Annotated in this window: 25 protein-coding genes and 3 pseudogenes; 18 read left to right on the top strand and 10 right to left on the bottom strand. The window is 51.7% G+C overall.

Features of this window, described 5'->3' with window-relative positions:
* Positions 1-112 precede the first annotated feature (112 nt).
* Together HO274_RS10575 and HO274_RS10570 are read left to right on the top strand one after the other, a co-directional pair.
* A complete protein-coding gene (locus HO274_RS10575; RefSeq protein ID WP_031599112.1) occupies positions 113-367 on the top strand; it encodes a type II toxin-antitoxin system Phd/YefM family antitoxin in 255 nt (84 codons plus the stop codon).
* Entirely contained in the window at positions 364-792 is a 429-nt protein-coding gene (locus tag HO274_RS10570; protein ID WP_031599110.1) for a type II toxin-antitoxin system VapC family toxin, read from the top strand. The genes HO274_RS10575 and HO274_RS10570 overlap by 4 nt, the downstream gene beginning before the upstream one ends.
* Before the next feature lie 39 nt (positions 793-831).
* Here HO274_RS10570 and HO274_RS10565 read toward each other — a convergent pair whose 3' ends face one another.
* The 3 genes from HO274_RS10565 to HO274_RS10555 form a co-directional block, all read right to left on the bottom strand.
* On the bottom strand, positions 832-2040 hold the full coding sequence (locus HO274_RS10565) for an ATP-binding protein (RefSeq protein ID WP_273119455.1): 1209 nt from the start codon (positions 2038-2040) through the stop codon (positions 832-834).
* Positions 2041-2128: 88 nt separating this feature from the next.
* Entirely contained in the window at positions 2129-2734 is a 606-nt protein-coding gene (locus HO274_RS10560) for a PIN domain-containing protein (protein ID WP_273119452.1), read from the bottom strand.
* Positions 2727-3074: a type II toxin-antitoxin system Phd/YefM family antitoxin gene (locus HO274_RS10555; RefSeq protein WP_273119449.1), complete on the bottom strand. Its 348-nt coding sequence runs from the start codon at positions 3072-3074 to the stop codon at positions 2727-2729. The genes HO274_RS10560 and HO274_RS10555 overlap by 8 nt, the downstream gene beginning before the upstream one ends.
* Positions 3075-3393: 319 nt before the next feature.
* Between HO274_RS10555 and HO274_RS13585 the strand changes: the two genes are divergently transcribed.
* On the top strand, positions 3394-3618 hold the full coding sequence (locus tag HO274_RS13585; RefSeq protein ID WP_420537362.1) for a nucleotidyltransferase domain-containing protein: 225 nt from the start codon (positions 3394-3396) through the stop codon (positions 3616-3618).
* Here the strand turns inward: HO274_RS13585 and HO274_RS10550 are convergent.
* The 7 genes and pseudogenes from HO274_RS10550 to HO274_RS10520 all read right to left on the bottom strand — a co-directional run bounded on the left by HO274_RS10550 (position 3592) and on the right by HO274_RS10520 (position 7418).
* Entirely contained in the window at positions 3592-4014 is a 423-nt protein-coding gene (locus HO274_RS10550; RefSeq protein WP_031598929.1) for a type II toxin-antitoxin system VapC family toxin, read from the bottom strand. The genes HO274_RS13585 and HO274_RS10550 overlap by 27 nt on opposite strands.
* Positions 4005-4277, bottom strand: a complete 273-nt coding sequence (locus HO274_RS10545; protein WP_273119444.1) for a type II toxin-antitoxin system Phd/YefM family antitoxin — start codon at positions 4275-4277, stop codon at positions 4005-4007. Before HO274_RS10545 ends, HO274_RS10550 begins: the two co-directional genes overlap by 10 nt.
* Before the next feature lie 150 nt (positions 4278-4427).
* Positions 4428-4748, bottom strand: a complete 321-nt coding sequence (locus HO274_RS10540) for a BrnA antitoxin family protein (RefSeq protein ID WP_273119441.1) — start codon at positions 4746-4748, stop codon at positions 4428-4430.
* Positions 4726-5025 (bottom strand): annotated as a pseudogene (locus HO274_RS10535) (BrnT family toxin). The gene HO274_RS10540 and the pseudogene HO274_RS10535 overlap by 23 nt, the downstream one beginning before the upstream one ends.
* Before the next feature lie 1103 nt (positions 5026-6128).
* On the bottom strand, positions 6129-6449 hold the full coding sequence (locus tag HO274_RS10530) for a helix-turn-helix domain-containing protein (RefSeq protein ID WP_273119438.1): 321 nt from the start codon (positions 6447-6449) through the stop codon (positions 6129-6131).
* A pseudogene (locus HO274_RS10525) lies at positions 6442-6767 on the bottom strand (type II toxin-antitoxin system RelE/ParE family toxin). The gene HO274_RS10530 and the pseudogene HO274_RS10525 overlap by 8 nt, the downstream one beginning before the upstream one ends.
* 171 nt (positions 6768-6938) lie before the next feature.
* The gene (locus HO274_RS10520) at positions 6939-7418 is read right to left on the bottom strand and encodes a hypothetical protein (protein ID WP_273119431.1); all 480 of its coding nucleotides are present in this window, start codon (positions 7416-7418) and stop codon (positions 6939-6941) included.
* A gap of 134 nt (positions 7419-7552) precedes the next feature.
* Here HO274_RS10520 and HO274_RS10515 point away from each other — a divergent pair, with 134 nt between their 5' ends.
* From HO274_RS10515 to HO274_RS10445, 15 genes and pseudogenes are all read left to right on the top strand, one after another.
* Positions 7553-7966, top strand: coding sequence for a putative toxin-antitoxin system toxin component, PIN family (locus HO274_RS10515; protein ID WP_273119428.1), 414 nt, complete (start codon positions 7553-7555; stop codon positions 7964-7966).
* A 198-nt stretch (positions 7967-8164) separates the two neighbouring features.
* Complete coding sequence (vapB, locus tag HO274_RS13580) at positions 8165-8401, top strand: type II toxin-antitoxin system VapB family antitoxin (protein WP_420537407.1); 237 nt, start codon at positions 8165-8167, stop codon at positions 8399-8401.
* The gene (locus HO274_RS10505; RefSeq protein WP_273119419.1) at positions 8401-8802 is read left to right on the top strand and encodes a type II toxin-antitoxin system VapC family toxin; all 402 of its coding nucleotides are present in this window, start codon (positions 8401-8403) and stop codon (positions 8800-8802) included. Before vapB ends, HO274_RS10505 begins: the two co-directional genes overlap by 1 nt.
* 183 nt (positions 8803-8985) lie before the next feature.
* On the top strand, positions 8986-9714 hold the full coding sequence (locus HO274_RS10500) for a PEP-CTERM sorting domain-containing protein (RefSeq protein WP_273119417.1): 729 nt from the start codon (positions 8986-8988) through the stop codon (positions 9712-9714).
* Positions 9715-9730: 16 nt separating this feature from the next.
* Positions 9731-10168, top strand: a pseudogene (locus HO274_RS10495) (EAL domain-containing protein); the annotation flags it as partial.
* Between the two features lie 155 nt (positions 10169-10323).
* A complete protein-coding gene (locus tag HO274_RS10490; RefSeq protein WP_273119413.1) occupies positions 10324-10554 on the top strand; it encodes an antitoxin in 231 nt (76 codons plus the stop codon).
* Positions 10554-10961, top strand: coding sequence for a type II toxin-antitoxin system tRNA(fMet)-specific endonuclease VapC (gene vapC / locus HO274_RS10485; protein ID WP_420537361.1), 408 nt, complete (start codon positions 10554-10556; stop codon positions 10959-10961). The genes HO274_RS10490 and vapC overlap by 1 nt, the downstream gene beginning before the upstream one ends.
* 273 nt (positions 10962-11234) lie before the next feature.
* Entirely contained in the window at positions 11235-12905 is a 1671-nt protein-coding gene (locus HO274_RS10480) for an AAA family ATPase (protein ID WP_273119407.1), read from the top strand.
* Positions 12906-12973: 68 nt separating this feature from the next.
* Entirely contained in the window at positions 12974-13411 is a 438-nt protein-coding gene (locus HO274_RS10475) for a hypothetical protein (RefSeq protein WP_062187558.1), read from the top strand.
* A gap of 73 nt (positions 13412-13484) precedes the next feature.
* Positions 13485-13736: an acyl carrier protein gene (locus HO274_RS10470; protein ID WP_031598496.1), complete on the top strand. Its 252-nt coding sequence runs from the start codon at positions 13485-13487 to the stop codon at positions 13734-13736.
* Positions 13733-14554, top strand: coding sequence for a hydrolase 2, exosortase A system-associated (locus HO274_RS10465; protein ID WP_273119403.1), 822 nt, complete (start codon positions 13733-13735; stop codon positions 14552-14554). Before HO274_RS10470 ends, HO274_RS10465 begins: the two co-directional genes overlap by 4 nt.
* A complete protein-coding gene (locus tag HO274_RS10460) occupies positions 14541-15398 on the top strand; it encodes a hydrolase 1, exosortase A system-associated (RefSeq protein WP_273119402.1) in 858 nt (285 codons plus the stop codon). Before HO274_RS10465 ends, HO274_RS10460 begins: the two co-directional genes overlap by 14 nt.
* Positions 15399-15459: 61 nt before the next feature.
* Positions 15460-18255 (top strand): XrtA/PEP-CTERM system TPR-repeat protein PrsT, encoded by a 2796-nt coding sequence (gene prsT / locus HO274_RS10455; RefSeq protein WP_273119399.1) that lies wholly within the window; start codon positions 15460-15462, stop codon positions 18253-18255.
* A gap of 47 nt (positions 18256-18302) precedes the next feature.
* Complete coding sequence (locus tag HO274_RS10450) at positions 18303-20951, top strand: EAL domain-containing protein (protein WP_273119397.1); 2649 nt, start codon at positions 18303-18305, stop codon at positions 20949-20951.
* A gap of 102 nt (positions 20952-21053) precedes the next feature.
* Positions 21054-21821, top strand: a complete 768-nt coding sequence (locus HO274_RS10445; protein ID WP_273119394.1) for an oxygen-binding di-iron domain-containing protein — start codon at positions 21054-21056, stop codon at positions 21819-21821.
* The last annotated feature ends 2 nt before the right edge of the window (positions 21822-21823 follow it).

Here is a 21823-nt window from a genome sequence, read left to right as displayed (position 1 = left end):
AACCGGCGGAATTTGTCCACTGTGCTGACCGTTTACAGACTCTGAAACACTTGCACTCGCTTGAATGACGTAGTAACATCACTACATCATTCAAGCGTACGGGGGTGTCGTCATGACCATTACCACCTTATCAAGCCGTGAGTTCAACCAAGGGGCGAGCGAGGCAAAACGGGCCGCAAACAACGGGCCGGTGTTCATCACAGATCGAGGCCGACCGGCCCATGTGCTTATGAGCTTTGAGGACTATCAGCGGCTCACAAAGCAGCGGCGCAACATTGCCGATGCGTTGGCTATGCCTGGTATTGCCGACATCGAGTTTGATCCGCCGCGTGTGACCATCGAAACTCGACCGGCTGATTTCTCATGATGTTTGTTCTCGATACCAACGTGGTGTCCGAACTGCGCAAGGTGCGGCTTGGTAAGACCGATACGAACGTGACGGCATGGACGGAAAGCGTTGATGCCGCTGACCTCTTTGTGTCGGTCATCACCATCATGGAACTGGAGCTTGGCGTTCTGTCGATTGAGCGAAAGGACGCCACCCAGGGGGCCATGTTGCGCTCGTGGCTAGAGCAGCACGTATTGCCTGAGTTCTCCGGGCGCACGCTGCCTGTCGATACCGTCGTGGCACAACGCTGCGCCAGGCTGCATGTACCCGACAAGCGCGGCGAGCGCGATGCACTCATCGCGGCAACAGCCCTTGTGCATGGCATGACGGTGGTCACTCGCAACGTCGCTGATTTTAAGCCCACGGGAGTGCCACTCATCAATCCGTGGGAGGTATCGCAGTGACGGGAAACAGATGTTTTCCGTCACTGGCGGCAGTTGGCATCAACCTCTCGGTCTGCTGTTCCCGCATACGCACGGAACGGCGTGGCATTTGTTGCAAACCGCCTCTTCGCCGGTTTCTGTAAAACCTTTTGGATGGTTTTTCAACCACCTTTCCAAGAGGGGATCTTCAGTCTCGTAAGTGCCGTTCGCCGACTTCCAGACGATGTTCAGATCACGTAAGCCCCGCAAGGCCGACTGGGCCGATGACGCTGTTACCAGGGATCCAACAAGATCCGCATACTCGGTCATAGCGGATGACGAAAACAGTCCGTCATCGCCTTTGCTGTTAGAAATTCTCAACAACACGGCGCGCTGGACGGGCGTTAAAGAAAAAAACGATTCGCTTAATTCTTCCGAAAGGCTTTCGTTAACCAAAAGAGCCAATTCTCGTAATGCTTTTGTTTTTGGTAACGGGCCATCGTAGTTCAAAAACGCATCGGCCACCACATTTTTAAGCAATTCCGGGCGATGACCCACGGTATCGAAAGCAGCATAAACATCGTCGACTTCCAGGCGGGATTCTGGCTGAATACTCCGATTGAACCACTGCGTATAGGCTTCGCAGTAATCGCGGCCCAACAATTTAAAGTCAGTAACTCTTGCGCCAAAAAAAGGTTGGTCTTTGTGGGTCACAAGCCGCGCCAGACGGTCTCGATGCGATCCGGTAAAAACCAGCAAAAGATTGTGATTGCCCCCAGAGTTTATGGTGTCACGCGCCGATTTTAGGGCGAACATGGCGTTCATGCCGTCATTGGATAGGGTAGCATGCTGCGCCTCATCAACGATCAACGCGACGGGCCTCTTGCGTTTTTGGATTAAGGATTCGAGCGCTTCTTTCAGGGTGGCGCCGTCTTCCCGTCCGATCTTGTCAAGGTCAAACGAAAATATCGGAGTTGACACTTTTGTAATTCCGATTTGCCTGGCGGCTTTTGACAAAACCCCAACCTCACCCGCTATCGCCTTTTTAATGGCGCTCGCAATCATGATGGAAGGGTCGACACGCCGATCCTCCCACAGATCGACATAAATCGGAAGCACCTCTCGAGACTTTAACGCGGGGATCAAATCCTCGGTCAAAAAGGTACTCTTTCCGGTTCGCCTTGGCGCAGCCAGAAACAACCCGGAACTGGCATCCAAAATGCCGTTGCCCGTCACGGCATCAATCATGCTGCTGGCTAATGCCGCACGATGGAAAACAAAATCTGACATTTTTCCCCCTTTCGGGAAATTATATCAAATTATTTTTGTTTGTATAATTTATTTTCTGTTCGCTCATTGTGACCGTCCGGCTCGTCAATCAACGCCGTCTTGGTCTGAACTGACCTGAATAATCCGCAACAAATTCCTCAGCGCCCGGTGACGCCTTCAGGAACCTGTTTTGTATCTCATGGCCGCGTGTCGGAATTGCACGCGCAATGATATCAATGGCACTGTTTATCAAACGGGCCTTTTCCATCCCGTGCAAATATTCAGAAGTTGACATAATCAACACATTTGCCGGAACCCTGAACACGAAATTGTCCGTTCTTACATCACTGTCTTCAAACAATAGAATACCGACATCGATGCGCTTGTCGATTTCGCGTTTCAGCACTTCAGATGCCGCTTCTTCACCTGTCAAGCCTTTAACCCGTACTGAGTTTGGTTTGGCTTTGAGAACGATCAAAAAGTTCTCAAATATCTCGGTTGAGGCAACGAAAACATTTTCCGGTTCGTTATTTCTGATCCATTCGTGTATATGCAATGCACCAGGCTTGCTGATATCGCGTGTAACCTCATACTTGACCATATCCGGAATGATTACGCGCTGGTTTTGGCGCAACAAGACGTCCAGCGAACCCGCCATCGACAATGTGATTAATGGTCCTGAATCAGCAACGATCAACGAAATTCGCTTACTCATGGCTGAAAATCTCATCATACAGAGCCTTCTGGCTAGCATCATACCTGTCAATCGTCCGTACAATCGGCAGCGTTAATCCAAACAGAGCCATTCTTTCCAGAATTTCATCGAAAGCAAGCCCCGATTCATCCTGAACGTCGTGACGACTCATCAGTCCGTCAGCGTACAGCGTGAGCAGTTTTTTTATTTCCGCTTCACTCATCGGCGCCTTACCTGTCTCAACTGCGACCAGTATCGCAACGGCGCGCCCATTACGGGTGATCGAAACCGAGCCTTTCTCAACTGCCGACATCAAATTGCCGAAGTTGTTTTTTGCCTCTGTCGCTGTGAATGTTTGCATGTTGGTAGTCTCCTGACGCTACGATAGACATATTAGCCAATATTGTCCAATCCGTCAAGTCACAATGTTTCAGTGATAGGGTTTGCACAACGAAAGTATGCTTATAATAAAAAAAGGGTATCCGATTTTCGTAGTTGATTTTCATCTTTTTCCCTCTTCTGTCATGCAGCCATAAAAAAGTGTTTTGTGGTTGACGATAAATCTCTGTGCACCTAATAATAATTCCGGGGTTCGTGGTTGATTAACCAAACATTGACTGTCAGAATAATGGAAAATAATTTAGTTGTAGATAGGCAAAATACCTCCCCCGATATACGCTTTGCGTGAGCGCAAAAGAAACGAGGTAATCAATCTTCTGCGTGAAGACGCAAATCGACTTCGTGCCTCCGATAGAGGTTTGCAGATTTGGCTCATCGGGTCATACGCTGTCGGGAATTGGGATACGTTTTCTGACATTGATGTTGTTTGCGTTTCTGACGTGCCCCCGGTGTCAGAGAATCTGTCGCCTCAACCATCTCTAAGCCACAAACCAGTTCTGCACTAGCAGTTCATCATAAATTGTAAAGTCATTCACATTGCGCGTAACCAGCACAAGTTTACAGGTTGCGGCGATAGCTGCAATTTCGCCATCCATAATCGGGATGGTCACGCCCTGTTTTGCAAGCCTTCCTCGCTCCTGAGCGAGCCATAGCCCTGCATTTTTTTCGTAAGGCAAGATAATTAAACCGCTTTGCTCAAGCGACTTGAGGTATGTAATCAGGTCTTGTTTACGTCTTGAGTCTGCCATGCGTGCCACGCCGTAATTCAATTCATGCCAGACCGTCACAGCCGTGCAGTATTGCCCGTTATACTGCTCAAGCCTATCCAGTACATGCAGGTTAGGCTGTGGCTTGGTGGGTTCAGACAGGACATTAGTGTCAAGCAAGTACTTCATTCCCATGAAAATTCCCGTGCAACTGCGCGGTCTCGCCAACTATCGACCTCCGTATCGGTAAGATCCAGAGCCGATTGTTTTTCCCGCCACTCCATAATGGCTTGAAAAACGCCTGTTCCTGAATTGAAGTGTTGTTGATAACGTTCTGCAGAAATTATTACCGCTACCAGTTTGCCATGACGTGAAATGCGTATGTCATCACCGGCCTCTGCTGCATGGATGAGTTTAGGTAAATGATTTTTTGCCTGAGCAATTGTACTGATGTCCATTTTTACCCTCCTTCTGATTACCTGTAGCCACATCATAGCCATAAAGCAAATCATGTGCAAACACGCGCTATCGAACAAGGAAAATGCTGACAAATAATTACCCCTGCCAGAATTTCGTGTTGCAGTTTGTAGATAGCCGTGACAGTCACATTAGTGGTCGTGCGCCTCGTTGATCTCCTCGACCATCGCCTTGCGCAAAATCTCATTCAGGCGAGTCTGATAGCCCTTGCCTTTCGACTTGAGCCACAGCATCACGTCCGAATCAACCCTCACCGTAGTGGAGGTCTTGGTAGGCTTGTAAAGCGGATTGCGCACTGCCCGCTTCCAGAACTTATCACCCAGCGGTGGAACATCACTGTAGTCGATGGATTCATCTGGCATCGCTGCCAATGCCTTTAACTCAGCCTGCTGCTCTTCCGTCAGCGGCGGTAGGTTGTTCAGATCAACCTCATAGCGAACGATTTTGCTCATAGCGATTCCTCTCTTTCGGTTCGGCACGACGTGCCGAAATCATACGGATAACCTCGGTGCCTTCCTCTTCGTCCCGGACGGTATGGGCCACCAGAAGCAACAAATAGCCATCAACAAGCCCCAAGGTCTGCCAGCGGCTCTCCTCATTCTCGACGCGGTCTTGCTCAACCAGCGCGAACGGATCCGCAAAAACACGAGTAGCAACCTCAAAACTAATACGGTGCTTCCTGAAATTGGTTACCGCCTTGGCAGGATCCCATTAAAATCTTGTTTTCATACGATTATGTTACTACATTTTTGTTTTAACTAGGGAGGATAGCCTTTTTTCTGGCGCTCAAAATAGTGACTATCACGAAATTATCGCCCAAAATCCCTATCTATATCCCATGCTGGTGCGGACGGGTATTTCGGCTGTTCTGGTTGTCTCTCGATCTGCTGTTCCGCTGGTTTAGGGTCAACCCGCCGTTCTCGTTCGATGGCCTCAGATTTTTCCCGTTGCCTCTCGATCTCGGCTTTCCTTTTGGCTTCCCTTTCCGCTCTGAACTGTACTCCAAACTCTTTGGCAAACTCCCGCGCTTCGTCCCGCAACACCTCACCCCGGCTACGGTGGCGACCACCCGCTCAATCTCATTGAGAGTTCCAGGAAAGCGAGCAACTAGATGATCAGGCAGGAGACTGAAGGTGCAATGCCCTTGGGGGCAGTACCAGCGCGGAATCAGGGTCCCTGCCGGCGTGACCCGCCGGTAGGTTCCATGGCGTGCGAAACCACAGCCCCCCTTGGGGTGAAGAGGGCAACACGGCAAACTTGCAGAAAGCCATGCTTGTCGTGTAATATAGTCCTCGCTGGTGTTCCCCGACGCGAATCGAAGTTGCACCGGCAATAGGCCCGCGAGGAGGGATAAACCTCGCGGGCCGTTCCTTTTGTTTTTATGACGATACGGAAAAGTTTACCGATACAGGCACGATCCGTCCAATGACCACTCCGGTCTGCACTCTCCCCGCTCGCATTCCTTCACCACCCCCTACTTCTTTACGGTGGCGTATTACGAGAAAAAATAGCCGGTGGATCGCGATTTAGTGCGGGAGACAACAGTAATTCAAGATGACGGGTTCGTAGAATCATTCAAGCATTATATATGAAAATTCGGAGTCAACATCCGATTTTACAGACTATAGATATCTGCGTCGTGAGTGTCTGAGTCAACATGCTGTCGCCTAAAGGCGAGGGATTTACGGATCCCCTATAGGGGACTTTAAATCATGAAACTCCCGCCACTAGTACAACACACACCAAACAATATGGCGTAAGTGGGCTCGAATAGCCTCGGACAGAGCGGAAACCGGGCGGCTTTCCGCCCGATTCCATCGCCCCGCAGTGACTCACCGTTTCATTGGCTGTGGAATGAATTCAATTTTGAGCGTACAGCCTACAGCAGCGGCATATTTTTTGAGTGATGCCATGGACGGCGCATGCCTTCCAGCGCCTTCAAGCCTTGAAACGGCGCTCTTGGTGGTACCCATGCGATCGGCCACTGCTTCTTGAGTAAGTCCCGCGCGTGTACGCGCAGACAGCATTTCGTGCACGAGTGCATACTCGGTTTCAAGGGCATCATATACCTCGCAAAAACCACGGCGTTTCGATGCTTTTTCAAGAAAATCTTTTTGATTGTGTGGTACAGGATCGTATTTAAGGTCAGCCATTTTGCACCTCCTTCATTCGTTTGCGCGCAATCTTGATTTCCGGCACCGGTGTTTCCTGCGATTTTTTAATGAAAGCGTGCAGTATTACCACGCGCTGCCCGACAAGAAAACAATAGAAGCCCTTTCAATGCCCGAATTGCCGCGCGGTCGTAATTCAAACAACCCACCACCAAAGGCGCGGGAGTGAGGTAAACGCAAGCTCGGACCATGCTCGACAAGAAGTTCAATAATTCTTGCATAGTCTGCGACAACATCCACAGGCCAAGTTTCAACACTGGCTTGCACTTTTGCATGAAAGTATTCGACGGAATATGCCATGTTTGAAAGTTAGCAAATATGCTAACCAAAGTCAACCCAATACTGCGAGAACGCGGTAAGCTCGCAAGGAGCCATGGGGGTTGATGTACACGATACCGAACAAGCCGAGGCAGATCAGTACCAGAGGGGGGCATGGGTTCGAAAATCTGAAAGCGCTAAACCTCCCCATGCCTAAAGGCAGGGGGTTCTAAGGGCGAATCCACCGGGGTCTCCTGGCTCTCGCGTCGCCGCTACAGCATCCAGGCCATGACCGATGGCAAACCCTCTATCACAAACGACCTGCTCTAACGGTGTTGCCACCGTGATTTTGCCCGAAGGCTCTATCTTCGCAGGTTCGGAACGCAGCCACCCCGTTTGCAGCAGCACAGGTTTCTGAGCCGCCCACATTGTTTCAATATGGGATGGGTGGTGCGTGTTGCTCATAACGCAGCGTGCGAGGAATGCGGAATACACATCCCGTTGCACAACTCCCGATCCATCCCCCAGCACATGCCACCGCTGACTGAGCGGCTTCTTTGTGCAAACTTCGGTGGTGTGGTCGTACTGCGACATTTTCAGCGACCAGGTGTGCAAATCAATCAACTTGCCGCCAGCACTTTCAGCCTTGCGACGCAATTGTTCGACGAACATTCCGGGTGCTCTGACTTTCACGCTCTTGCCATAATTCTTCTGGAAGGCGATATAAGACAGGGTTTCGGACTGGATGACATTTCCCAGGCGGATGTACCCCTTGAAACCGGTATTGCCGAAATTGATGCTCTGGTTGCCGATGAGCGCAAGCGCTGATGACGGGACTGCGTATCGTATTGGACACCAATGTCCTGATATCCGGGCTTGCATATCCCGGAAGCATACCGGGACGCATCGTTGGAACCTGGCGCCAGGGAGGACTGGATGTGGTGCTGTCGCATCATATCCTCGACGAAATGGTTCGTGTCTTGCCGCGACTCTCACGGGTGAAGTTGAGCCCGGTGGAGATTCGCGATCTGGCCGACAGCCTGATGTTTCTGGCTGACATCGTGGAACCAGCGGATGGTGAGGACGGTGATTTGCGTGATCCATCTGATCGACCCGTTTTATTCACCTTAATCGCAGCACAGGCACAATACCTGATTACTGGTGACAAAGATCTATTGGCACTGTCCACACGGTATCCAATCCTGACGCCCGCAGAGTTCTGGACACGCCACGGTATCTAACCCAATGTTGGGAGTGGCACGTTTACCATTTCATGTGAAAGATGTGTGATTTTGGACGAACACGATCCTGACCTGATGCGGCCGCAAATCAACCCTCACTATGTTGGTTCCGCTTACCGTGCTGGTAGCATTATCGTCTTGACTCAGGGGTCCCCCTTGGTTAAAGTACATCCACGTACACACATTCATGGTGGTCTTATGCACTCTACGAAAATTTTCCGAAATGGCAATTCACAAGCCGTGCGAATTCCAGCCGAACTCTCCTATGACCGTACCGATATTGAGATGCAGATCGAGCGCATAGGTGACGAACTGCGAATTCGTCCGGCCCGGCGATCTCTTTCTGGCCTCATGGAGTGTTTCGCCAAGTTTTCTCCGGAATTTATGGCAGAAGGTCGTGGCGAGCATAACCAACGCGAGAGGGATGCGATCTGATGCCTCGCTACATGCTCGACACCAACATGTGCATTTACCTGATGAAAAATCAACCCGAGGAAGTCGCTCAGCGCTTTGCCCAGTGCTATGTCGGCGATGTGATCATGTCTGCCATCACCTATGCTGAGCTGGAATTTGGCGTGTCGGTGTGCTCTGATTCCACACGGGAGCGCAAAAATCTGGAGGCGCTGATTGAGCTCATTGAAGTTATGCCGTTCGATACCGAAGCGGCTCGATCATATGGCCAGGTTCGTAAGGCAACCAGAGAAAGGAAGTCAGATCATCTGGACAAACTCCTCGCCGCACATGCGATTTCCCTAGAGGCAACCCTTGTCACAAATAATGAACGGGACTTCGCAATTTATCCCACCTTAACCATCGAAAATTGGGTGAAACACTGATTCCTATCTCATAGGGTGGGTAAAGAAGACCCAGAGGCTCTGTGTCAAGTTTCTTTACACTTCGTGTCATATTTACCCGGAATACTCCCTGGCATTTTACATATCAATATGAAATAATTTGATAAATATTTCATTGGCACACCTATTGCTTAATAGGCTGCATCTCATCACCTGGAGCATCCCATGATCAAGATTGCCTCTGCCCTGACGCTTCTCCTTCTCTCCCTGGCCTCAACCCTTACCAACGCTGGTGCCACCCTCCATATCGGCAGTGGCTATGGCACGGCCTGTGCCACCGGGGGCTGTCCGATTTACGGCACCGAAGTCAACAACATCAATGCCGTGATCGACATCTATCAGAACGCTTCCAATGCGCCGGCACTCAACAGTCCCGTCTACCTGATTCTGGGAGTGGCCAATACCCCTTCGGCAAGTTCCGTGATTGAAAATTCCGTGCTGAATGCCTCGCTTATCAATACCTCAGGGCAGTCGACTGCCGTTTCCACAGCCTTTGACAAGTATGCCGGCGCCATGACTTCCTCGAATGTCTACAGTTTTCTGAACCTTTCGGGCGACAAATCCAACAGTTTTACCAATTGGAGCGCTGCTGCCTTGGCAGTTGACGGCATTCAGGCAAATAATTTTGGAATCTACCGGTTCTCCCTCAACAGCAATGGGTTTGCCGGACACGATTACCTCAACATCAATACTAACCTCTTGCCCGAAGGCACCTTTGCCGTGGCCTATGGAACCGATTCCAGCGGAAAATCCTATTCAACCGCCTTTACCAATGCCGGGATGAGAGACACCCCCCCCCGTCCCAGCGCCGTTCCCGAACCCATGCCCCTGGTACTGATCTGCCTTGGCTTGTTCGGGATCGCGTTTATCACGAAAAGGAAGATCTCTGCCTAACGAATTACAATCCGGAGTGGAACAACCCGATGTCGACTTGGATGAGTCTGATGCGTTCTACATCGAGACCGACCTTGATGGAATCATTACTTACGTAAACGATACGTTCGTGAAAATGTCCGGTTTTCCCCGAAATGAGCTGATCGGGGAAAACCTCAACATCGTCCATCATCCCTACATGCCACAATGGGCATTTGAAGACCTGTGGAAAACGGGAATCCTTGGTTATGCAGAGAGGCTATGCAACAATCTGGAAATCCCGCCGAAAAATGTAGTCTTCGAAAGACTGGAACGCGACGCCATCAGCGACATGACCAGTATGCGAAAATTTCTGACCGACCTCGGGAAGAAAGGTTTCTCTTTCGCCATCGACGATTTCGGTAGCGGTTACAATTCCTTCCATTACCTGCGCGAATTGCGCTTTGATTACGTCAAAATAGACGGTGCTTTCGTAGGGATTTCATCTTGGCATTCCGAAGCCAGGAATGGGGAGCCCAGATTGCGGTGCCCTGCGGGGAAAACTGTAACCGTAAAAGAGATCCACACACTTGTTTTGCGCAACATCTATGTATATACTAAGAGTATATCTTATTTGTTCTGGAGACTGGTATGATTTATGCGCGTATTTTCAAATCCGGGAACAGCCAGGCGGTACGACTGCCCAAGGAATTTCGTTTTGATGTCGCGCAAGTTGAGATTTTTCGGCGCGGAGATGAAATCGTGTTGCGCGAGCAGGCAACAAATGCACTCCCGCTTTTTGACGTATTGAGCAGTCTGCCAAAGGATTTTATGGCGCATGAACGAGATGATGCGCCTCCTCAGGAGAGGGAATCTTTCTGATGGGCGTGCGATATTTGCTTGATACCAATATCTGCATTTACATTGCTAAGCACAATCCACCCATTGTGAAGGAGCGGTTTGCCCGTCATGCTGCATCTGAACTTGCCATGTCCGTCATTACACTGGGTGAACTTCGTTTCGGCGCAGAGAAGAGCCAATCACGGGAGCAGGCACTGACGGTAATCAGTCAACTTGAAACGATGATACAGATTGCGCCCCTTTCCGAAGCAGTCGGCGAGCATTATGGACAAATTCGTGCAACCTTACAGCGTTGCGGACAACCCATAGGCAACAATGATCTCTGGCTTGCTGCACATGCCCGTGCAGAAGGCTGGATACTCGTGACAAATAATGAACGTGAATTCGATCGTGTGGAGGGGTTACAGGTTGAAAACTGGAGTGTTTGATAGTCCCTTTGACAAAAGGGATCCCTTAAAATAACGCCGACATATCCACGTCGACTGGTTCGATAGGTATATTTCTTGCTTAAAGTTTCAGGCAAAGTGTTTTCAGTCTGAAACCCTACAAGGAAACCTCATGCCAATCTACGACTACTGGGGCATGGACGGCAACAACACCTCCGAACTGCGGGTGAAGTCTTCCATAGCCTCTCTGAGCAACGACGCGCCCGAGCGAAACCGCACATGAAACTTCAAATCGAAGGATCATACCTGGATGCGATGGTTGATACGTTCCCTGGGCTGGCGCCCTTGAAGGAGCAACTTCGTTTCGGCAATAAAGTTGAGGTGCCGTTCGGGCAACTGTCGAATGCTGAACTCAGTTACCTGAGAGATCTCTATCAAGCAGCGGGACCGGAGATGAGCGCCCGCGCCGCTCAACTTGCCACGCTACAAGAAGTCATGAACGACAATGGGGTCCGGTTCGAGGCTGAAGCACTGGAAATGATCGTACCGGCCATTGCGCGCTATTTGATGACCAACGGGATCCGCGGCTGGTTGTTCACCGCGAATGTTTCCGGCAAGCCCCTGCCCTACGTCGTTACACGACTGGACTATACGCCGTCGTCAAACGACGAAACTGGAAAAGTATTCGTCGAATTGAAGGCCAATGCCAAGGGAACCATCACGGCGGCCACTTTCAGAATTGACGCGAAAGATATTGACAAGAAAACGATTGCAGAAATCTTTGCTGCCAAAGGCTTTCTGAAAGAGACGCCCGAACTCATCCGGGTTTACGATGAAACCGTGGCGCGTTACTTCAATTGGCGCGCCCAATATGGAGCACAGTTTTCCGGTCAAGGCACCGGCTTTTTTACCGAGGATCCGAATTCTTCACATCGCAATACCGACTGGTCGCGCAAAGATGTGGTGGTGTTGTCCACCGGAGGCGGCACTGCCCGTCTGGTCAACGACGAGAGCATCCTGACTTCGCGCACCTCAACTCTGGAGGTGACGGGAGATATCCTGGGCCAGTATCTGAGCAAATCGGCCAAGAGCAATCGCTACGACGCCGAGGATGAAGTCAAGGAATCGCAAGCCGCGATACCGAAGGGGTTGTTTTCTCAACTCCCGGTTCACGCTTATATCCTCATGTTCCACCTGGAACTGCACCATTATTTATGGGTTCACGTCGACGACATGACCCCCTATCAATATCAACCGGCGCTGAAACAAAAGTTGATACTACCGCAGGAACAGACTGATCTCATCGACATCCTGACCGCCGAGATGGATGTCCTGATGGACGATATCGTGGTCGGAAAATCCGGCGGCACCACGGTACTGTGCGCCGGTCCGGCGGGCGTCGGAAAAACCCTGACCGCCGAAGTCTATTCCGAAATCATCAAGCGACCACTGTACCGCGTGCACTCGGGACAACTGGGATTGAATGTGGCCGCGATGGAGACGGCACTCAAAGACGTGTTGACCCGGGCTCAGCGTTGGGGCGCAGTCATGCTGATAGACGAAGCGGATGTCTACATCAAGCGCCGCGACGACAATATCACGATGAATGCGGTGGTGGGCGTGTTCCTGCGCGTTCTGGAATATTTCAACGGCCTGCTGTTTCTGACCACTAACCGCGTGGATGACATCGACGAAGCAATCATTTCCCGTTGCATCGCCATGATCAAATTCTACCCACCGCAAAGCGATGACCGGCGCAAAATCTGGCAGGTGATGGTGGAGCAATTTGAACTGAACGTCAATGCGGAACTGGTAGACGAATTGGTGGAAATGTTCCCGGCTGCGACCGGACGGGACATCAAGGGACTGGCGAAGTTGGCTGCAAAGTTCTGTCACCAAAAAAAGGTGGAACCGACGGTGGACGTATTTCAGCGCTGCTCTGCCTTTCGCGGAATGGATTTGGCTCGTCCAGCGGCGCAGGCATAAACGACCGCCACGGCATCAAAATGTACACCACTGCCTGATCTTGCTCACTTTCATAAGGAACACCCCCCATGGATAGCGCCAATATTTTTGATCACAATCGCGTGATCCTGTGTCATTTCGATAACTATAGCGCCGCCTCGTTTTTTGCGCGCTACGGCTCCAGTATTCTGGCGCCAGCACCATTGCCGGAAGGCGCTGGCGCCATTGCAGAACCTGCCGACATCACCGAATGTCATGCGCCCGAGGTGGTGAAGGCGGCCCTGATCGTGCGGTATGGCTTTGCTCCGGCAGAATTGACTCACGCCACCGGCTTCCGGGAATGGATGGGGAGTTCTGCGGCCCCGATTCGTATCCATCTCTTCCGGTTTACCACCTTCGATCCCCCTTGTGCAGCGTTAGAACCTCACGGCGGCATATTCAAACCCATCAGCGAAATGCGCGGCACCCCGATGATGGAATTGAATCTACTGCGCCGTGCCTTCGATCTGGTCATGAGTGGGGGCTGAAACCACAGGCATTAAGGAATTGTCTCTTTCTTCGTATATAATGCAGCAGGTCGATTTTGGAGAAATTCCTGTCATGAGTACTGAAAATTCCCTTCGGGATCTATTGGATCAAGTACTGCAACTCGGCCCTCGAGTTTCTTCTTTTCATGCCGAAACCCCGTTGCTGGGCAGTATTCCCGAACTGGATTCCATGGCAGTGGTCAATCTGATCACCACGCTGGAAGAGCATTTTGGTTTTACCATCGATGATGATGAAATCAATGCGGAAGTATTCGGTACCCTGGGTACCCTGACCGCCTTCGTAGATCACAAGTTACATCCATGACCGGCCCGTCGTTTCCCTTGCCTTTTTATCTTCAGGCCGGCGAGGGAAAACGGTTTTGCGTTCTTCATGCCCCCCTCCAGACTCCTTCCAGCGCTTGGTTGTATGTACCGCCCTTTGGCGAGGAAATGAACAAATCGCGCCGGATGGTCTCCCTGCAGGCCCAGGCTCTGGCGGTCTCGGGCGTGGCCGTCCTGGTGATGGATCTGCACGGCTGCGGAGACAGTGAAGGCGAACTGCGTGATACGCGCTGGGAAACCTGGCATGATGACCTGCATCTGGGCTTATCCTGGCTTTCCACCCGCTTTCCTTGTCCGGTGGGTCTTTGGGGATTGAGATTGGGCGCCCTGCTGGCCCTGGATTTTCTGGGACGGGAGGGGACTTCGTTGCCCTGCGTCCTGTGGCAACCTGTGTTCAATGGTTCGACTTTCCTGACCCAGTTTCTGCGCCTGCGGGTGGCGGCATCCATGGCTTCAGGAAACACCTCCCGGATCACGACCCAAATGCTCCGGGAAAAACTTCTCCAGGGAGAAATTCTGGAGATCGGAGGGTACGACCTCAACCCTGCGTTGTCCCATGCACTGGATCACCTCCACATCGTGGAACCCCCTCCTCTGCCGATTCACTGGTTCGAGTTGCAGGGTCCCCAGGGTTTGCCGGCACCGGCAACCCAGCGACTTCTCGAATCCTGGCAAGCCAGGGGCGCGCCCGTCATGCTCCATTCCTTTGCGGGGGAACCTTTTTGGCAGACTCAGGAAATCACCGACTGTCCGGATCTCCTTGCCCAATCCACCGAGCAGATGGTTCATGTCCTACGCTGAAACCCCCCTGACAATGGAATGCCAGGGAGATACTCTGGTGGGGATTCTGACTCAACCAGAGACCCCTGCTCCGCTCGGAGTGCTGATCATTGTGGGAGGACCCCAGTGCCGCACAGGCAGCCACCGTCAGTTTACCTTGCTGGCACGGGGTCTGGCCCAGCAGGATATCCCCAGTCTGCGCTTCGATTATCGGGGCATGGGGGACAGTACGGGCACCTTGCGGAATTTTGAGGAGATTCAGGAGGACATCACCTCCGCCCTCCAGGGGTTTCTGACCCATTCGCCCACCACCCGACGCATCGTATTATGGGGTCTGTGCGATGCCGCCTCCGCCGCCATCTTTCATACCCGTCTCAACCCGGAGATTGCTGGTTTGATTCTTTGCAACCCGTGGACCCGTACCGAGCAAAGTTTGGCCAAGGCACAGATCAAACACTATTATCGAAGCCGTCTCACCAATCCGCAACTGTGGAAGAAAATTTTCTCCGGACAACTCAAGTTGACTCAGTCACTCCGGGAACTTTGCTCTGCTGTCCTGAAAACCACCCGGTCATCCCCCACTCAAGACTCACTTCTCCCTTTGCCCGAAAGAATGCAACAGGCCTTGGCAGACTACACAGGGCCAACCCTGCTCATTCTCAGCGGTCAGGATCTAACGGCCAGGGAATTCGAAGATACCGTGAAAACTTCCGATCTCTGGAAATCCTGGCTTTCATCCCCAGTCGTTACCCGTCATGACTTACCGGAAGCAGATCACACCTTTTCACAACGTCACTGGAACAATCAGGTCATTCAGCACAGCGCTGAATGGGTCAACTCTTTGGTGCACAAAGAATTCTCTTGAGGTTCCACACACTCGTTATAATCAGGATATCCACCTTTTAACGTTCAAGGAATCAACGACCATGTCCCATTCCTTCAAAGTCAGGACACCCCCCCTCTCGATCCTTTGTTCGACCCTGATTTTCTCTGTTTTCACTCTTTCCGGCTGCGGAAAAAGCGCTTCGGTTCCGGATATGATCAAGGAAGCCCAGAGTTATCAGGCCCAGGGAAAAGATCAATCCGCCATCATTCAACTCAAGAACGCACTCCAGAAAGATCCCGGTAATATTCAAGCGCGCACCCTGTTGGGAAGCATTTATCTGAACACGGGCAATCTGGCCGCTGCCGAAGATGAACTGCACCGGGTTCTTCAGTCCGGGAACAGCGGGGGCAAGGTTGAGGAAACCTTGGGACAAGCCTATCTCGCACGGGGAGAATTCCAGAAAATCATCGATGAAATTCAACCCAACCCCTCTTCTCCCCCTGATCAGCAGGCGGGAGTTTGGATCCTGCGTGGAGATGGTTATCTGGGATTGAATGATCTGACCCATGCTCAAACAGCCTTCGATACTGCACTGAAACTGGCCCCCAAAGATGTCCAGGCACAGCGGGGCCAGGCCCGTTTCCTGTTGGCTCAGGGAAAAACCGACGAAGCCACCCAACTCATTGACCAAATTACCCAAACCAACCCCAATGACGCCACTGCCTGGATCATGAAAGGGGATTTGCTACGCAGTCATGGTGCGCCTCCTGAAAAGGTCCTCTCCACCTATCAACAGGCTTTGGTTGCCGACCCCAAAAGCGGCCCGGCACTGGCCAGTCTGGCATCACTGTATCTGACCATGGGAAAGATTGACCAGGCCGAAGCCGAAGTGAACACCTACAACAAAGTGCTCCCCAATTCCCTCATGGGCAAATATCTGCAGGCACTCATCGATTATGGAAACAAACGATACCTGGTGGCACAGGATGACCTCGACACGGTGATGAAGTCCTCCCCGGATTTCATGCCCGCCATTCTTCTGCGCGGATTGACTGCCCTGCAACTCACCCACTACGAGGAAGCTCAAAAAGATTTGAGTCGGTTTGTGGAAACTTTTCCGAAAAATGATTACGCCAGAAAAATTCTGGCCCGTATCGAACTCAAGGAACACCAACCCCAGGAAGCGCTCAAAACGCTGACCCCTCTTCTGGGAACGGAACAAACAGACCCCGAAACCAATGCCCTGGCAGCCCAGATCTACACCGATTCGGGTGATTTTGAAAAAGCCTCCCAGGTCCTCGCCCTTTCAGCCCAGAAAAATCCCCAGAATGCCGTTCTGCGCACCCAACTTGCCTTGACGCTGCTGGCCACGGGTCAGGAAAACCGTGCGATTTCCGATCTTGAAGCAGCCAGCAAGTTGGACCCCAACTATCTTCAGGCGGACAATGCCCTGGCCTTGACCTACCTGGGCAACAAAAATTACGACAAAGCCCTTAAATACATCCAATTACTGATCAATAAAAATCCCAAGAATCCAAACTTTTACAATCTTCAGGGAGCGGCCTACATTGGTTTGGGAAATTGGGCGAATGCCCAAACAAGTTTTACCCAGGCACTGGCCCTGGATCCCGCCTACAGTCCTGCCGCCTTGAATCTGGCTCAAATATCCGTTAAAAAGCATGACATCCCTGGCGCGCAGAAAACCCTCGAATCCGTTCTGAGTCATGACCGGAAAAATCTCCAGGCAATGGAAGCCCTGGCCGGCCTGGCCGCCCTCCAGGGACAGGAGCAGACCTATGTGGATTGGTTGAAGAAAGCCTCAGTGGCCAATCCTTCGGCGCTGACTCCGGATGTCGAACTGATTGGCTTCTACCTGCAAAAGAAACAGGAAGGTGCAGCCCTCGACCAGGCTCAGGCCGCAGTCACGGCCAACCCGAACAATGCCATGGCCATGGAACTACTGGCCGAGACACAACTGAAATCAGGGAAAAATAAGGACGCCGTGGCTACCTACGGAAAAATTGTCGAAATGAACCCGAAATCTTCGCCGGCCTATTTTCGCCTGGCGATGGCACAAAGCCTCAGCAACGATAGCGAAGGAGCCATCACCTCGCTGAATAAAGCGCATCAATTGCAACCTGAAAACCTGGATATACTGAATCGACTGGCAGGACTCGAACTGGCGGCGGGAAATTACACAGAAGCCCAAAGCCTGGCTGAAAATTATCAACGATCCCATCCCAAATCCCCCGAAGGCGCGATCCTGGAGGGAGACACCGCCTTCCAGCAGAAACACTATGATGCCGCCATTGCGGCCTACGCTCAGGCCCAGAAAGTACTCGCCACCACCGTGGGTGAAATAAAACTGGATAATGCGCTGACCCAAAGTGGAAAAACCCAGGAAGCCGACCAACATATACGCCGCTGGCTGGCCCTGCACCCCAACGATCTGGTGAGTCGCAATTACCTTGCCGCACGGGATTTGACCGAGAATAATGATAAATCTGCCATCGAACAATATCAGTACCTCCTGCAAAAGACCCCCAATAACCCGATTGTTCTGAACAATCTGGCCTATTTGTATCTGGAAACCCATAATCCGCAGGCTTTGGCAACGGCCCAAAAGGCTTACCAACTGGCTCCCCGCAATCCCAATATCGAAGATACCCTGGGATGGATCTACACCCGCCAGGGAAACCCCCAGAAGGGACTGGAACTTTTAAAACCAGTCGCCACCCAAATGCCCGATGCACTGGATATTCAGTACCACTATGCCGAGGCACTCATTCAAACGGGAAACAAGGACCAGGGTCGTCGAATTCTTGAGGAACTCGTCAATAGCCCCAAGGATTTTCCTCAAAAAAATGAAGCCAAGGCTTCCCTCAGTCATCTCTGACAGGTTTTAGACAAAAACCAAACATATCCTTTTCGAGGTGGTTTTTTGTGAATTTTCCAGAACATTCCAACTCAGTCCCCCCTTCCTCCCCGGCGGAGGAAGCACGGCTTGCACGCACGGACCCATTAACCGGTCTTCCCAACCGTCTGGCTCTGGATGAATACTTACCCTGGGCCCTGGAACAGGCAAGTCAACAACAGCAGGTCATGGCCGTGGGCATCATCGATCTGGATGATTTCAAACCAGTCAACGACTTCCTGGGGCATGAAAAAGGCAATACCTTATTGATCGAACTCACCCGGCGCTTAAAAAGCAATCTCGGGGAAGAAAACTTTCTGGCACGCCTGGAAGGGGATGAATTTGTCGTCATATTCAATGCGCTCATCGAAACCGATGTCCTGGCCGAACTCAAAAAACTTTTGGACCGCCTGCACTGCGCCGTAGACTCTCCTTTCCTGCTCTCCGAGACCGATAAACCCGTTACCATCGGCATGAGCCTGGGACTGGCCCTCTATCCCGAAGATGGCACAAGACCCCGCGAACTGCTCAGAAAAGCAGACGCTGCCATGTATCAGGCCAAGGTAAACAAAAAGGACCGTCGGGAGTGGTGGCATTGGGGGCCCATCCCTTCCAGCACCCCCTCCATCGAACCTCCCTTCAATCCCTTTGGAGAATACGCCAGGCAGTCGCTTCTGGCAGTGCAAGAGCATCTGGACCGAATTGGAAATGATTTTTTCAGTTTCTTTTATGCGGAATTGAAACAACAGGCTACGCCATCTAACATCCTCCAGTGTTTGACCCCCGACGAATGGAAAAAGTTAATCGAAACACAGGCCAACTACCTGAAAACCCTGATTGCCCCCCAAAGCACCATTGAATCCATCACGGCGCAGGCCAGCCACTTGGGCCAGGTTCATGCGCTGATCGGTGTTTCCGGTTCCTGGCTGACCCGTGCCATGAGTACTTATTGGGCAGTCTTTCGCCGCCATCTCGACACCATGCCCCTCATGGCCAGAGAACGCCATAGAATCATGCGCGCCGTGGCGGCGCGATTGCTGCTGGATGTCGAGGTCCAACTGGATAATATCCAGAAGGTCATGGATCAATACAATGCCCTCCTTTCCATTCCCCCTCTCACCCACGGAAGAAGAAAACAATCGGAACTGGATGATCTGGCCCTTCTCCCCGGTATTTTGGCGTGTCAGGTCCTGCGCCCCAATACTCAAGGTTCTTTTACCATTGAACGGAGTTCGGGAGCGTTGTCTGCAGAATTGACCCGTATTCTGACCAACCCGGAAACGCAGCCCGTTCTGGACACCCGTGTCCCGGCAGGCCAGGGATTAATTGCCAGTGCCTGGCATACAGGACAAGTACAGATCAGCAATGCCTATGGTCAGGATTCGAGAACCCTGCTCTGGCAACCATTTTTCCATCCACTGGGCCTGCGCAGTGCAGTGGCCATCCCGATCCGCGGTACCCAGGACATTGAATGCATTCTCGTTCTGATTGGCAAGTATCCTCATCAGTTTGCAATAGACTGGATGCAAACTTTTGTCACTTCATTACAGAACCGCTGGCATCAAATCTCCGTCACTTACCAACGGGTATCCCTGTCCCCGGACACCCCCAATGCTTCCTTTTATCGCAAATTGTTACATGCGAATGGACTAACCATGTTCGTGCAACCGGTCATCGATTTGCACACCGGACGCATGGTAAAGATCGAAGCGCTGGCTCGCCTGGTGGATCCCGCAGGACGGGTCATCCTGCCCAATGATTTCATTCCTGCGTTGCGTGCCAGCGACCTGAGCACCCTTTTCCTTCAAGGACTGAAACAATGTCTCGAGTTGATTCAAATCAGCCGGGATAATGAACAGGAGGTGCATATCGCCCTGAATCTTCCCCCCAGCACCCTTCTTCACCCCGAATGTTCTCTGTGGATCGAGGAAAATCTGGGCAGGTATGCCGTAATGCCGCGACAATTAACCCTGGAGTTACTGGAAGATCAGGAATTTGATATCCAGGAAGTGGATCTGGCCATGAAACGTTTGAAACGTTTGGGGGTCCAATTGGCCATCGATGATCTGGGGTCGGGTTATAGCAGCCTCCAGCGATTTTCTGATTTTCCCTTTGATATCATTAAGATTGACAGATCCATCCTGAAAAACATCTCTTCCGATCCCATCAAGACATTAAAACTGATTCGAACCATGGTCCAGATCGGCCATGATTTTGAACGTACCGTCATTGTCGAAGGACTGGAAAACACCGACATCATTGAAGTCGTCACCCTTTTGGGAGGACGGTTTGGTCAGGGTTATGCCCTCGCCAGACCCATGCCGATCCAGGCACTGAAATCCTGGACTTGCCCCATGGACTTCAACCCTGCCTCTCAAAATACATTCCAATCTTATCTGGGTGCCTTGGCCTATTACTGGCGCCACCTGAGAATCGATCCCACCGCCCCCCCCTACCTGACGCCCGCACCAGAGGACTGTCCCTTCAGAGACTTCCTGTTGCGCCATCCCGCGAAAAACAAAACCGGAATCGAACTTCTGGATATCCTCACCAACCCGAATCATCCCGACAAACATCAGGAATCCAGCGATCAATTGCGTCAATGGCTCCTCGAACAAATCAATGGATCAGGACCACCCTCCGTTGGTAGCATTATTGCTACACAGCAATCGGAATAAATAGTCTATACACATTGTCAGGTTGCGCAGATAATGTCCCACGATAACAAAAGCAAAAGTCTGAAATAATGTTTGAGGCGTAACTGGGGAGAAAATATATTCATGCGCAACATTACGCTTCATCGTTCCAGCACTCATAAATTCATTCTGTTAAATGAAAGCGAACCGGGGGATGAGGGAGGGATTCGTTCCAATCAGTACCTGATCATGGAAGGGGGTGCGGCGGTCCTGTTGGATCCGGGAGGGTTCGGGGTAATGCCTCGCGTATTGGCCGAACTGCTGCGCCATACTTCCCCCGACAATCTAAAGGCCATCATGCTTTCCCACCAGGATCCCGACATCGTCGGCGGCATCTCCACCTGGCTTGAACTGACTCATGCACCGGTGTATGTTTCCCGGATCTGGTTACGCTTTCTGCCCCACTATGGCATCAAAACCATGGAACGTTTCATCGGCGTCCCCGATGAGGGAATGGTCTGTACCTTGGCCCCGGATTTTGATCTTCATCTCCTACCCGCGCATTTTCTGCACTCCGAAGGACAGATCAATGTCTACGACCCGGTCTCCAGGATTCTTTTTTCTGGCGACATTGGAGCCGCCATGCTCCCTGACGACCTGGATTACCCCTTTGTGGACGATTTTTCCCGACACTTGCCCTATATTGAATGGTTCCACCGGCGCTACATGTGCGGCAATCGGGCCGCCCGGTTCTGGGTGGATATGGTCTCCAAACTGGATATCGAAATGATTGCCCCGCAGCACGGACCCATTTATCGCGGTCAGTCGGTCAAGGACTTCCTGTCGTGGTTCAGGGAACTGGAATGTGGCATCGACTTGATGACCGCTCCAGGCATATTCCGATCGGCCTGAAC

Source organism: Ferrovum myxofaciens, from assembly GCF_013181415.1.
GTDB classification, from domain to species: domain Bacteria; phylum Pseudomonadota; class Gammaproteobacteria; order Burkholderiales; family Ferrovaceae; genus Ferrovum; species Ferrovum myxofaciens.
This window is presented reverse-complemented; position numbering and strand designations above follow the sequence as displayed.

Bases quoted from the DNA above. Each gene is read 5' to 3' on its own strand.
- HO274_RS10575 (WP_031599112.1), top strand. From the start codon at position 113: ATGACCATTACCACCTTATCAAGCCGTGAGTTCAACCAAGGGGCGAGC.
- HO274_RS10570 (WP_031599110.1), top strand. From the start codon at position 364: ATGATGTTTGTTCTCGATACCAACGTGGTGTCCGAACTGCGCAAGGTG.
- HO274_RS10565 (WP_273119455.1), bottom strand. From the start codon at position 2,040: ATGTCAGATTTTGTTTTCCATCGTGCGGCATTAGCCAGCAGCATGATT.
- HO274_RS10560 (WP_273119452.1), bottom strand. From the start codon at position 2,734: ATGAGTAAGCGAATTTCGTTGATCGTTGCTGATTCAGGACCATTAATC.
- HO274_RS10555 (WP_273119449.1), bottom strand. From the start codon at position 3,074: ATGCAAACATTCACAGCGACAGAGGCAAAAAACAACTTCGGCAATTTG.
- HO274_RS10550 (WP_031598929.1), bottom strand. From the start codon at position 4,014: ATGGGAATGAAGTACTTGCTTGACACTAATGTCCTGTCTGAACCCACC.
- HO274_RS10545 (WP_273119444.1), bottom strand. From the start codon at position 4,277: ATGGACATCAGTACAATTGCTCAGGCAAAAAATCATTTACCTAAACTC.
- HO274_RS10540 (WP_273119441.1), bottom strand. From the start codon at position 4,748: ATGAGCAAAATCGTTCGCTATGAGGTTGATCTGAACAACCTACCGCCG.
- HO274_RS10530 (WP_273119438.1), bottom strand. From the start codon at position 6,449: ATGGCTGACCTTAAATACGATCCTGTACCACACAATCAAAAAGATTTT.
- HO274_RS10515 (WP_273119428.1), top strand. From the start codon at position 7,553: ATGACGGGACTGCGTATCGTATTGGACACCAATGTCCTGATATCCGGG.
- vapB (WP_420537407.1), top strand. From the start codon at position 8,165: ATGCACTCTACGAAAATTTTCCGAAATGGCAATTCACAAGCCGTGCGA.
- HO274_RS10505 (WP_273119419.1), top strand. From the start codon at position 8,401: ATGCCTCGCTACATGCTCGACACCAACATGTGCATTTACCTGATGAAA.
- HO274_RS10500 (WP_273119417.1), top strand. From the start codon at position 8,986: ATGATCAAGATTGCCTCTGCCCTGACGCTTCTCCTTCTCTCCCTGGCC.
- HO274_RS10490 (WP_273119413.1), top strand. From the start codon at position 10,324: ATGATTTATGCGCGTATTTTCAAATCCGGGAACAGCCAGGCGGTACGA.
- vapC (WP_420537361.1), top strand. From the start codon at position 10,554: ATGGGCGTGCGATATTTGCTTGATACCAATATCTGCATTTACATTGCT.
- HO274_RS10480 (WP_273119407.1), top strand. From the start codon at position 11,235: ATGGTTGATACGTTCCCTGGGCTGGCGCCCTTGAAGGAGCAACTTCGT.
- HO274_RS10475 (WP_062187558.1), top strand. From the start codon at position 12,974: ATGGATAGCGCCAATATTTTTGATCACAATCGCGTGATCCTGTGTCAT.
- HO274_RS10470 (WP_031598496.1), top strand. From the start codon at position 13,485: ATGAGTACTGAAAATTCCCTTCGGGATCTATTGGATCAAGTACTGCAA.
- HO274_RS10465 (WP_273119403.1), top strand. From the start codon at position 13,733: ATGACCGGCCCGTCGTTTCCCTTGCCTTTTTATCTTCAGGCCGGCGAG.
- HO274_RS10460 (WP_273119402.1), top strand. From the start codon at position 14,541: ATGTCCTACGCTGAAACCCCCCTGACAATGGAATGCCAGGGAGATACT.
- prsT (WP_273119399.1), top strand. From the start codon at position 15,460: ATGTCCCATTCCTTCAAAGTCAGGACACCCCCCCTCTCGATCCTTTGT.
- HO274_RS10445 (WP_273119394.1), top strand. From the start codon at position 21,054: ATGCGCAACATTACGCTTCATCGTTCCAGCACTCATAAATTCATTCTG.